At 41.0% G+C, this 12,378-nt stretch carries 10 protein-coding genes; 2 read left to right on the top strand and 8 right to left on the bottom strand.

Annotated elements, in window-relative coordinates; all coding sequences use genetic code 11:
• Window positions 1-71: 71 nt before the first annotated feature.
• Window positions 72-1,877, top strand: coding sequence for an excinuclease ABC subunit UvrC (gene uvrC / locus DDT91_RS05915; RefSeq protein ID WP_187175229.1), 1,806 nt, complete (start codon window positions 72-74; stop codon window positions 1,875-1,877).
• Window positions 1,878-1,890: 13 nt separating this feature from the next.
• Here the strand turns inward: uvrC and gldN are convergent, their stop codons facing one another.
• From gldN to DDT91_RS05875, 8 genes are all read right to left on the bottom strand, one after another.
• Window positions 1,891-2,670, bottom strand: coding sequence for a gliding motility protein GldN (gldN, locus tag DDT91_RS05910; protein WP_370539296.1), 780 nt, complete (start codon window positions 2,668-2,670; stop codon window positions 1,891-1,893).
• 60 nt (window positions 2,671-2,730) lie between these two features.
• Entirely contained in the window at window positions 2,731-4,332 is a 1,602-nt protein-coding gene (gldM, locus tag DDT91_RS05905) for a gliding motility protein GldM (RefSeq protein ID WP_187175227.1), read from the bottom strand.
• A gap of 38 nt (window positions 4,333-4,370) precedes the next feature.
• Window positions 4,371-5,144, bottom strand: a complete 774-nt coding sequence (gene gldL, locus DDT91_RS05900) for a gliding motility protein GldL (protein ID WP_187175226.1) — start codon at window positions 5,142-5,144, stop codon at window positions 4,371-4,373.
• A 42-nt stretch (window positions 5,145-5,186) separates the two neighbouring features.
• Window positions 5,187-6,281, bottom strand: a complete 1,095-nt coding sequence (gldK, locus tag DDT91_RS05895) for a gliding motility lipoprotein GldK (RefSeq protein ID WP_187175225.1) — start codon at window positions 6,279-6,281, stop codon at window positions 5,187-5,189.
• A 168-nt stretch (window positions 6,282-6,449) separates the two neighbouring features.
• Window positions 6,450-7,430 carry a type IX secretion system membrane protein PorP/SprF gene (locus tag DDT91_RS05890; protein WP_187175224.1) on the bottom strand — a complete coding sequence of 327 codons (981 nt, stop codon included), beginning with the start codon at window positions 7,428-7,430 and terminating at the stop codon, window positions 6,450-6,452.
• Between the two features lie 74 nt (window positions 7,431-7,504).
• Window positions 7,505-8,278 carry a uroporphyrinogen-III synthase gene (locus DDT91_RS05885; protein WP_187175223.1) on the bottom strand — a complete coding sequence of 258 codons (774 nt, stop codon included), beginning with the start codon at window positions 8,276-8,278 and terminating at the stop codon, window positions 7,505-7,507.
• A gap of 34 nt (window positions 8,279-8,312) precedes the next feature.
• Window positions 8,313-9,428 (bottom strand): DUF4271 domain-containing protein, encoded by a 1,116-nt coding sequence (locus DDT91_RS05880; RefSeq protein WP_187175222.1) that lies wholly within the window; start codon window positions 9,426-9,428, stop codon window positions 8,313-8,315.
• A 17-nt stretch (window positions 9,429-9,445) separates the two neighbouring features.
• Window positions 9,446-11,137, bottom strand: coding sequence for a hypothetical protein (locus tag DDT91_RS05875; protein ID WP_187175221.1), 1,692 nt, complete (start codon window positions 11,135-11,137; stop codon window positions 9,446-9,448).
• Between the two features lie 46 nt (window positions 11,138-11,183).
• On the opposite strand from DDT91_RS05875, the gene hemW reads away from it, so the two are divergent.
• Window positions 11,184-12,305, top strand: coding sequence for a radical SAM family heme chaperone HemW (gene hemW / locus DDT91_RS05870; RefSeq protein ID WP_187175220.1), 1,122 nt, complete (start codon window positions 11,184-11,186; stop codon window positions 12,303-12,305).
• Window positions 12,306-12,378 lie beyond the last annotated feature (73 nt).

Here is a 12,378-nt window from a genome sequence, read left to right as displayed (position 1 = left end):
CTTGTGTCTTGTGTCTAAAATCTAAAAGCAGTATCTGCAAAGCAAAAAATCTATTTTTCTAATTTTAGGCCATGCAATCCTCCTCTTTTCTACCGGAAGATCACTTATCCCTACCCGACCATCCGGGAGTGTATAAATATTTCAATTCAGAAAATGAACTGATCTATGTTGGCAAGGCAAAGAGCCTAAGAAAACGAGTCAGCAGTTATTTCAACAAAAACACGGGAGTGAATCTTAAAACCAGAAGAATGGTTAAGGAAATCGTCCGAATCGAAATCACACTTGTAGATTCAGAATTGGATGCATTGCTTCTGGAAAACAATCTGATCAAAAAAATCCAGCCTAAATACAACATCTTACTTCGGGATGACAAGACCTACCCTTACCTCCTTATCACCAAAGAAAGCTTTCCAAGGATCTTTCCGACCAGAAAACTGATCCCAAAAAGGGGGACTTACTTTGGACCTTTCGCAAACGTCAAAGCGATGAATAATGTCCTTGATTTGATCAGGGAACTCTTCACCATCCGTACCTGCAACCTGGATCTTTCATATTTGAAAATCAATGAGGGGAAATATAAGGTCTGTTTGGAATACCACATCGGTAATTGTCAAGGTCCCTGTGTAGGAAAACAGATGGAATCGGCCTATCTACGAGATCTGGAACATGCCAAACATATCCTAAAAGGGAATTTGGGATTAGCCAAATCCTACTTCAGGCAAGAAATGCAGGCCTTTGCAGAAAACCTGGAATTTGAAAAGGCTCAAAAAATGAAAGAAAAGCTGGATTTGCTGGAAAAATACCAAGCTAAATCTCTCATTACCAATCCTTCTATTGCCAATCTGGATGTCTGCACGGTGGTTTCAGACGAAAAAAATGCCTACGTCAATTACATGAGGGTTAAAAATGGGGCAATGATCACCTCAAAAAATGTGGAATTGAAAAAAAGATTGGATGAAACCGAAGAAGAACTTTTGATCACCGCATTAATCAGGTTGCAAGATCAATTTCAAAGTGATGCGGAAGAAATCCTCGTCAACATCGAACCTGAAAACCCAATAGAAGGATTGAACTTGACCGTTCCAAAAATCGGAGATAAAAAGAAACTAATTGAGTTGTCTCTGAAAAATGCTCTTTATTACAAAAAAGAAAAGGCACTTCTACAGGGACTGAATCAGGATAAAAAAGACAGAGTTATCAGGCAGCTCCAACAAGACCTGAGCCTACAGGAAATTCCGGATCATATCGAATGTTTTGACAACTCCAACATTCAAGGGACAAGTCCTGTGGCAAGCATGGTATGCTTTCTCAACGGTAAGCCAGCAATAAAAGAATACAGGCATTTCCATATCAAAACGGTGGAAGGGCCAAATGACTTTGCTAGCATGAAGGAAATCGTAACTAGGCGATATAAAAGACTACTGGAAGAAGAAAAAACACTGCCCAAACTTGTGGTCATAGATGGGGGAAAAGGACAACTTTCCTCGGCGGTAGAAGCTTTACAGGAGCTCGGAATTTATGGCAAGATGCCCATTATCGGAATAGCAAAGCGATTGGAAGAAATTTATTTTCCTGGGGATTCCTATCCTATTCACATCGATAAAAAGTCGGAAAGCTTAAAGCTTCTCCAAAGAATACGCGATGAAGCACACCGTTTTGCGATCACCTTCCATCGAAAGGTCCGAAGCAAAAATGCTTTTGGGACTCAGCTTACTGCCATACCGGGAATCGGTGAGAATACCGCAGACCGACTGCTGAAACATTTTAAATCCGTAAAAAAAATTAAAGAAGCAACCGAAGAGCAACTCGCAGAAGTGATAGGAAGCGCTAGGGCAAAAGCCCTGATCGATTGGAAGGAAAAAAATAAAGGGGCCTAAGCCCCTTTTATTTTTACCATTCCCAAAGGGAATTTTCGAATTCTAACAATTTGTATTCAAAAGCCAACGCATCTATGTAGGCTTGCATTTCCGGACTTGGATGGTCTGCTTTCACCAAATCAGCTATAAGCGCTTCGTCAGGATTAGTAAACCTCCTTACGACCGATCGGAAGAGCCTTGATTCAAATGCTTCATCATAGGTCAAGCTTTTGGATATATTTTGAAAATTGATCCAGCGTGCCTCAGGATGATTTTTGAAGTAATTGACAAAGTCCTTATATCGGATGTAAGCGATAGTCTTCTGACCTGCATTGGCATTGGTAACAGAAGGCATCACCAGTTCAATGTATTTGATATCAAAAACCAAATCAGAGTGATGACGGTCAAAAACAAAATCTTCCTTGAAATCGATGTAATACAGCTGCTTTACAAATATGGAATCCCCATTCGCAGAAATCCAGTAATTGTCTTGGAACTCAGCAATTGAAAGAGGCTTGGTAAAGTTTTCATCCGCAAACACTTCAAGTGCATTTTCGTCAACGACAGCTTTATAGATGTGACTGACGATTCCATTGGCTTTATTATCACCTGAACCGTATAGCGAAAGATTATATTTTTCTCTCAAGTCTATTCGTCTCCAAACCGAGATTTGATACATCTTATCATCTTCACGGATCCGCTTGGCAGATAATACGGTGTCTATTGCAAATTGACGATCCCCAAATCCGGAAGGATTCACAGAAGTGGCTACCTGTGCAATAGACAGGTCGCTAATTCCGAAGGCAATTAGCATTACCAAAAAGATGTGTCGCACAAATCGTTTCATAGGAAGTTTATTTATATCGAACCCCTTTTATTTAATTGGAATTCGAAGGATTTCTCTTTGTTCTGAGTTGATCTTATTCCCTCTGAAGTTGGTACGTGTCACTTGTGTAACCCTAACCACGATGTCATCACCAGGTCTAGCACTTTCCAACAAGGATCTCATACCTGATCCAATAGGAACAGTTGCTCTTGGAACTTCACTTCTCAACAGGATCAATTCTCCACCTGTTACTTCAAAGTTTGCATCTTTTGCCATTGTTCTGGCAAAAGTAGGTTCAGGTTTAGCCACAATCTTCATCCCGCTCAACACATTAATAGGTTGAGCTTGGCTCATGTCTAGTTCTGAACCATTGGAACCTACCGCTCTGATAGTAGGTGCAGGTACAGGCTTGATATCAAAGGCTACATCACCGATTTTGTTACCACCGCTGCTTACACCGATGGTTACTTTACCGGAAGCACCAGGGATGATAGTCACCTGTCCAGGTCTATTGCCCTTGATAGGCTGACCGTTGGAAACATTAAATTCAGGAGAATAAGTGTTTCCTAGAGCAGGTACTTCAATCATCAATTCATTAGCGCAATCTGCATAAAGCTGCTGAACAACTTCAGAGGATACTTTGATTACAGGCTGAGCAACGAAATATTCATATTCTACAGGTAATACCTTGTCTTCACCACCTACATTGGTGACAATCTCACCTTTCAGGACCTTACGGGCCAAACCTTTATCATCGTATTGGCCTGCAGGAGTAGCAGTGAATTCAATTTTACCAAAGCCCTTTTCGTCTACCGGAACTGCACGACCATCCAAGGTCATCGTAGGGACAGCAGATGAGGAAGAAGAAGCAATGAACATGGTACCCTCAAACTTGGTACCTGCTGCAACTACATTAGATACGGCAGAAATCTTTGCTTCTGTAATATCAGCTTTGAAATAGAACGATCCGATAGTATTGGCTATTGTGGTCAAGGACTCACTTTCAATATTCAGTACTTCATTCTGGTATTGAGAAATCAAAGCGATCACAGCACCAACAGGAGATTTCACAAAGTTCAAAGCCACAAAGCTTTTATTTCTTGCTTCTCTATCATTGGCAAAAAGATCAATCTCAGCGGCATCTCTAGCTATTGGTCGGAAGGTTAAATCGGTAATGCCGATACCTGAAAGAATCCCTTGAATAGTTTGAGGATATTCGTTGAGCTTCTGCTTCATTTCTTCTCCCTTTCCATTGTTCGCAAACATATTGCCTGGAACTTCGGTATTTTTAAGGGAGGCATTAACAAAGTTACCTTCCTCATTTTTAGCATTTGACTGCACAATGAGATCTTGCTTGAGTTGCTCCAAATAATCATAGATTTCTTTGGTAGCTTCTCTTACTTTTTTAGCAGCGGCTACTTTAGGCACATCTTTCTCATTGTTGCCTTGTTGCTGCACGGTATATTCGATAGAACCTACTGTGGATTCATTTTTCAGAATATAGTTTCTTGAAGTCCGCTCCATCCCGTCATTGAGAAGGACGAACTTTTGGAGGATCTGATTACTTACCTGGAGGGCCAATAGGGCCGTCAAAACCAAGTACATCATCCCGATCATCCGCTGTCTAGGTGTCTCTTTAGCTCCTGCCATCTTACTGTTTGTTCTTTTCTAGATGTGAGAGATTGGGATTAACCTTTCATGGCAGAAAGCATTCCACCATAGATTTTGTTAAGAGAGCTTACATTTTGATTCAACTTAGCCAATTCATTTTTAAAGGCTTCAGTCTCTTTTCCAGCCTCAGTGATTCCAGCCATTGCCGTGGACATGCTGCTGTAGAATTTGTTTAGTGTCTTCACATGACTATTGGCATCCTGAAGCTCCATTTCATACACTGCATTCAGCGCAGAAAGATTCTTAGTCACAGTTTGGATTTGAGTATGGTAAGCTTTGGCATCCTGAGAAGCTGAAGACATCTCTGTCAATGCAGCAGCTGTTTTGCCATAAGACACGTTCATATCCGCCAAGGTCTTGGCGGCAGATTTCACGTTACTTGCATATTCGTTGGTAGCCACGGCAGCATCTGCCAAGTTACCCATTTTTTCAGCCGATGTAGCCAAGTTTTGCATTCCTTTGCCAAGGCTTTCAATCAATTCAGGTCCAATCTTAGCCTTAGAAAGCATATCGTCCAATTTGGCAGATACGTCATCGCCTTTGGACTTCTTAGCAGGGGCACCTTCTGCTAGCTCAGGATAGATTTTGCTCCAATCCATTTCTTCTTGTCTTGGTTCAAATGCAGAAAGGAAGAAAATGATCGCTTCGGTTGTCAAACCTACACCGATCATGAGGTTTGCACCTTGCCAATCAAGGATTTTAAACATTGCACCAAGAATAACGACAGCTGCACCAATACCGTAGATTTTGGGCATGACGCTGGAATAAAAGAAGTTGCCTTTGCTAGCCATTTTTGTAATTGTAGAATTAAGGTTAAGGTTTTTGTTTTGATTTTATCTTCTTGTTCTCTTGGAGGACTTTACATCCATAGAGCCGGATCTTCCGATGAAGGTCATTGCAGTTCGGAAACCGATATGTGCCTGAGCTACATCCTGATATTCATAGGCTCTTGTTGAAGTTTCTAGATAATGGGCAATATCTTTCCAGCTTCCTCCGCGAACAAGCTTTCTAGGCTCATTTGGATCATCATATACTGGATCAAGATCCCAAGTATCAACTCTAGCCGTTGCTTTATAAGCATCCAACACCCATTCCGCAACATTACCTGACATATTATAAAGGCCGAAGCCGTTAGGGGCGAAAACATCTACTGGAGCTGTGTAAGCAAAGCCATCATCAATGTAATTACCTCTTCCGGGCTTAAAGTTTGCCATCAAGCATCCTCTCTTATTTTTCAAATAAGGACCACCCCATGGGTATTTTGCGACATCTTTTCCTCCTTTGGCAGCATATTCCCATTCGGCTTCAGTAGGTAATCTGAAGGCAGGAACATCGAAGTCAGATTCATCATTTGCCCTAAGGTGGTAGGTTCTCCATTCACAATATTTTTTAGCCTGATCCCAGGAAACCCCAACAACCGGATAATTGTCGAAAGCCGGATGATCAAAATAAAACTCCATTAGTGGATCTCCATAGTGGTAAGAAAAGCTCGTAGACCAAACTGTGGTGTCTGGCCTTAATTCATCATAATTTAAAGTAGGAGGATCTTTAAGCGTCGTTGGAGTACCTGTGGCAAGCTCTCCATTTTTCACTGCCTCCAAAAATTGTCTGTACTTGTTGTTGGAGACCTCATATTTATCCATGAAAAATTCAGAGATAGTGATCTGCTTGTTCATGGAAGACTGAGTGTAAGCAATATCTTCATCAGATTGTCCCATCCAAAAAGTACCAGCCTTCACAGGAACCATATCGATAGGAAGGTTCTGTTGCCAGCTCGCTCTCTTCGGAACTCCGGTCACTTCGCCCCTTCTGTTTGCCTTTTCACTGGCCGAACCCTTCTTATTAAAAAGTCCACAACCCGGCAATAATATTATTATTGCGAGGCTCAAAATGAGTGGAACTGAACGGAGTTTCATTTTTTTATACATAAATGACGTTTTTTAAATCATCAAATTTTTCCCCAATCTAAAATAATCTAGAACTCGAAATTTAACAGAATTAAGGCCAACAAAGCAAATAACCTGCCAATTTTAAACCTTTTTGTAAATCAAACGTAGAAGAGACCCTTAACCATCCTAACCTTCTATCTTAAAGGTTTAATACCTGAATCTCGGTGTCCTTTGAATCACTCTTTCTACTTCTCGACTTACATCTACCAATGTATACCGAAGCATCAGTTCATGAGAGGTAGGAGATTTCGCTTCTAAACCTCCTACTACCAGATCGAAGGCATACCCCAGTTTCAAGGAATTATCTTTTAGCAAACTGTATCCTAAAATCAGCGATACCGATTCCTCTCCTCTATAAGCAAGGCCTCCATTAATCCTATTCTGGTGAGTAGCCATAACGCTCAAGTCATAGGAAAAATTATTAAATCCTACGGCTTTTAATAAGAAACTTGGTTCAATTCTCAATTGACCTATCGGCCTGACTCTGTAACCAAAAAGCAAGTAACTATGGTTTCTCAACTGGTTTTCATAAGAAGCATCCCCAAAGTCAAAAGTTGGCTGATTTAGGTGCTTGGCACTCAACCCCAAATAAAAATTCCCCCTGTCCAATAAGGCCCCTGCTCCAAAATCAAGTGCCATTTGATTTTCTTTTCCTGATTGAGGGAGATTCGGTTCCGGATTGACAACTATAAGCTCTCCATAGTCAAGAGAACTTGAAAACATCCCGACGTATCCTCCAATACTGAGGGTTGCACGCTTAATTTTTTTGTGATAACTGCCCTGAAGATTGATTTCTAAATTAGATGTTGCTCCAATATTGTCATTGACAATGGTCAACCCATAGCCCACATTCTTGGAATCCAATCTTCCTTGCGCAGTGATCAATTGAGTAATGGGAGCTCCTCCAGTACCAGAACTCGTCGTATAATTTAGCCATTGAGATCGATGAAGGGCAGAAAAACGATAGCCTCCTTCTTTCCCAGCCATGGCTGGATTATAAAACATTCCATTGTACATGTATTGGGTAAACTGTGCATCCTGCTGGGCAAAAACCATCCCTGAAGCAAAAAGCAAAGTCAATGTCAGTGTAAGTTTGAAAAAAATATCCAAGGGGCTTCTATTAGTCATTTGGCTATGGTCTGATCAAATTTAAACTAGTGTAGGAATTTAAACTGAAAAACCACAGAAAATGATTCTAAGAATTACAAATTATTGGCTTTTTTGATATAAAGCTCCAGTGCACCGGTCATACTTGGAGCATTGGGCATGGGCGCTTCTATATCCAAAATAAGGCCCATATCTCGGACTGCTTGGGCTGTGGTCGGGCCAAATGCAGCAATCCGCGTATTACCTTGTACAAAATCAGGGAAATTCTGTTTCAACGATTTGATACCAGAAGGACTAAAGAAAGCAAGTATGTCATATTTCACATCTGCCAAATCTGAAAGATCAGCAGCTACAGTGTGATAAATAATGGCCTCCGTGAAAGAAATACCGTGTTTTTCAAAATATCCAGGAATATCATCCTTACGAATATCCGAACAAGGAAAAAGATACTTCTCGTTTTTATGTTTTTTGAAGTAGTCGAACAAATCTTCAGCCGTTTTTTGGCCTACAAATAGCTTGCGTTTCCTTATTACAATATATTTCTGGAGATAATGCGCAGTCTGATCAGAAATACAGAAATATTTCATCTCAGCGGGCATTTCTATTTTGAATTCTTTACAGATCGCGAAAAAGTGATCAATAGCATTTCTGCTGGTAAAAATGATGGCTGTGTGCTTTAGGATGTCTATTTTTTGCTTTCTAAACTCCTTTGGCGGCACAGGCTCAACTTTGATAAATTGCCTGAAATCTATCTTCAATTTATACTTTTCTGCAAGCTGCAGATAGGGGGAATTCGCGTCTGTTGGTTTGGGTTGGGAAACTAGGATACTTTTTACTGGCTTAAAGCGATCTTTTGGAGCTGCACTCATGCTAGTCTTTCCTTTAATTAGTGGGTTCAAAACATCATTGAACTAGCACCATTATCCATTTGGAGAGGATTAAAAAAGGTACCATTTCAGCAATGCAAAGGTAAGTAAATAAATGGTATTTCTTAAAACTCAACCGATTCACCATGATCAAAAAGAGTCCTGACACACCTATCACATAAAACCAGAAGAAACCGGAAACCATTCCTTCAAAAACAGTAGTAAGTCCTGAAAAATTGTTGACAACGAAATAGGATCCTACCAATATCATAATTGAAAATCCAAAAACAATGAGCCTTAATAGATAGAAAAAATGAGCAAATTCGGATTTCCCAAGGTCAAACAGGTAGCTGATAATCCGAATCGCAATAAATTTTAGTATGGTCAATACCAAAATCAAAAATGCACCTGCCAGCCAAAGTAAAATCAAAGAGGAATACTCCCAACCTATCCATCCCTCCAGCCAATCCCTTCTGAAAATAAGTATTCCAGTCACTGCAATCTGAGAAATCATCATACCTACGATAAGCAGATAGAAGAGTATGTCAAATGAAAAGAACTTTTGTAAACTCCCACTCTCAGAAAAATCTTCTGCGTTGATCACTGCCAAAGGCTGTAACAATACCCCGAGCAAATACGGATAAGCCATTCTGTATATCGCGAGAAGAAATAAAATCCCCACCAAAGAGGTAAAATAAAAATCCTCAATGGGCTGTGGAATAAATCTGGAAACTTCACCACTTTGGGAGGCTTTGACCACAGAGCTGATATCCTCCCTGCCAGCATTCATTACCTTGGTAATTTTTAAAGGCAAGCTTCGGGATCTGATTTGATCATTAACTAGAGTTACTTCCACGGTGTCTTTACCAAACTCATGCTTGAGGTCTGCTAACGGAACAGAAAAAATCGTATCCTTCTGGAACAGCCTCCAAAGTTTTCCCTCCAAGAAAATGGTGGATTGAGCGGGAATCTCAAACCTTACCGAGGATTCGGGAAAAGTGGCAATGTTTAGATTTAGATTATACTGTTCTTTTCTGCTCGCAAAAGACTTCGTTTCCGAAGTGGTCCACTCTTGGTCATAATTCTCCAAGACTTGGGAATATCCCAAAGTAGCAGCGGTCAGAAAAAAGAAAATTAAAATCAACCTTAACATCTCAGCAAACATCCAATCTAGAACCTAGCCAAATACCCAAAATGAATTCTGGAATAGGAAAATGACAAAGGCTGGGCATTTGACTGCCCCAAGCCGAATACAAAACTGAACAATCCTCCGTCAGTGTCCAAATTAAGCCCCATTCCAAAAGAAGCAGGACGGTCTATTTTCGGGGAAAAGTAGGGATTTTGCAACACTCCCAAATCTCCAAAAACCATGAGATAAGAATTCTGACCCACATAAAAACGCTGCTCCAGATTTAGAAAAGCATACCTGTCAGCAAAAAAAAATTTTTCATTGAACCCACGGATTGTTTTCAAACCGCCAAATCGGAAAAATTCATTCAGAAACAGGTTTTCATTTTTCATGAAAGATCCATAGCCCCGAAGCCACATTCCCCAGAATGGCTTTACATACAAATGCTTTTCTACACTCAGCGATCCCTGATATTGGGGAGAGGCCAATTCCAAACCTTGATACAATTCTTCAGGAATGGAGGTGTTTTCTACAATTCGCTTATTTCCAAGTGAAAACTCTGAAATGATCTTAACTCCTTTCCGGGCAAAGACAGGATCATCCAACCAATCGAACATCACGCCGAGGCCATATTGGTTCCATCGGTAATCTAATGCCGGAGGCAGAGAGGCAGTCTGATCACTATTCCCAATCAAATCCCCGGATTGTCTTCGGTTGAAGAATCTTAAATACCCAGTATCTGAAAGCCGATATCCGAAATCCACCTGGAAGGTTCGATTGACGAAAGAACTGTCTTGTTTCAACAGTGAAAAATCCAGTTGGAGGTCAAGAGGGGATCTGAATAGAAAAGATTCTTTCGCGTTAATCTCCAGTGTTTGAGACTGAATGTTGAGTCTTTGCCATTGCACTGAGAAATCTCGCCCTTTACCTCCCAAATGGTATAAGGCCAAATTAAGCTCTCCGGTAATTAACATGGTCCCGGGTTGATTTTGATTGGGAATCAGCCCTATAATTCCATCAAACACATTGATTTTTCGATCCTTCAGCTCGAAAGACGGCTTTGCATTTTTAGTTTGAAAATTTAGCTGTGGTACAGAAGCCAAAGAAAAGTAAGGAGACCTCCGAATCTTCTGGATGGATTTTTCCAAGGCTGTTTGGGAAAACGAGGCTCCTGGGACAAGTCCTGAGAATTGCTGAAGGTATCTTCTTTGGGTCTTGGTGTCTCCTGAAACCTCCAAACTATCCCAAGTAATCCAAGGCCCTTCTTCGTAATCAAAAAGACCGAAAAGAAAACTGCCTTCCAAACGGACACTATCCAAGCTTACTTTCGCAAAAGGATATCCCTTTTCCTCCGCCAAGCTGATCAATCGGTCCATCCAATGGTAAGGCGCCTGGTAAGAATTCCCGGGAACGCCTAACTTAAGCCAAAGATCTTCAGGCACATTTCCCCGCCTGACTTCTTTCCAAAAAAAAAGAAGCCCTGGTTCAATGTTGATCTTGAAAGTGTCCTCGGATGAAAACTCCTTAGCTTCCAGTTGAAGAAAACCCTTATCCTTCAAGGCATTCTGAATCGAGTCAGAAAAATGTAGGGCGGCCAATCGAGAGGATAAAGAAGAAAACTTTGACGGTGCTTCTGTTCCTTCCTTCCACTGAACCCAAAAAACTTGTTGACTCAGACAATACCTGATGCCAAACGAAAACCACACCAATAAAAGTAGGAACAGTGCTCTCAAAGTAAGCGATTAGGAATAGTTATATTCGCAAGTTAATTGAATTACCTTGGCAGGCATCTACATACATATTCCATTTTGCAGGCAGGCATGCCATTATTGTGATTTTCATTTTACTACCAATCTTGGGAAAATTCAAGAGATGACGGAATGCATCCTAAGAGAGATAGAGTATCGAAAAGACTACCTAAATGGAATACCCGTAGATACGGTTTACTTTGGGGGAGGAACCCCCTCTTTACTTCCTGAAAAACAGTTGGAGACTATCTTGGGAAGAATATTCGACCTTTTCCCGGGAAAAAAATCAGAAATCACCCTTGAAGCCAACCCGGACGACTTAAAAGACCAAAAAATTTCGGCTTGGAAATCCATGGGCATAGATCGGCTTAGCTTGGGAATTCAGAGTTTTCAAGAAGAAATCCTTAAAGCCTACAATCGGACACATACGGTGGATGAAGCCCTTAAGGCAATCAGATTGGGAAGAAAAGGGGGATTTGAAAAATTTTCAATCGATCTGATATATGGATTTCCATTCCCGGATCATAGTCTTTGGCAAAAGGATCTGGAAGAAGCGCTTCGCCAAGATCCCGGGCACATTTCGGCCTATGCGCTTACCGTAGAGCCAAAAACCGCTCTGGGGAATTGGGCCAGCAAGGGGAGGTTTGTTCCGGCTGACGAAGACTTTATTGCCGAACAATTTGAATGGCTTCAAGAACAGGCCGAAAAGGCAGGATATATACACTATGAGATTTCCAATCTTGGAAAGCCGGGGAAGTTTTCTCTGCATAATTCCAACTATTGGAAGGGAATCCCTTATTTGGGTATAGGACCGAGTGCCCATTCATTTGACGGGAAAAACAGGGGATATAATCCCTCTTCAAATGCTAAATACACGAAAGCATTACTTTCTGGATCCATCCCATTTGAATTGGACCCTATGGAGCAGGAAGATCGAATCAATGAAGAGATTTTGACAGGACTTCGCACCATTTGGGGATTGGACACAGCGTCGATCCTAGACCGACATCATGTTGATCTCTGGCAAATCAAATCGGAAGCCATTAAAAAATTAGAATCAGAGGGCTGGCTGATAGCCCAAGGCAAAGTCCTATCTTTAACCCGAAAAGGCAAATTATTAGCAGACAGTTTGGCCGTAGAACTTTTCATTTGATCTTGTGAATTACCCACAAAAACCTCTTCTCAAACAGAAGGGGGATGGTCCATGGCAATATGAAGGCTAGCGA

The organism is Algoriphagus sp. AK58, from assembly GCF_014324365.1.
Lineage (GTDB): Bacteria > Bacteroidota > Bacteroidia > Cytophagales > Cyclobacteriaceae > Algoriphagus.
This window is presented reverse-complemented; position numbering and strand designations above follow the sequence as displayed.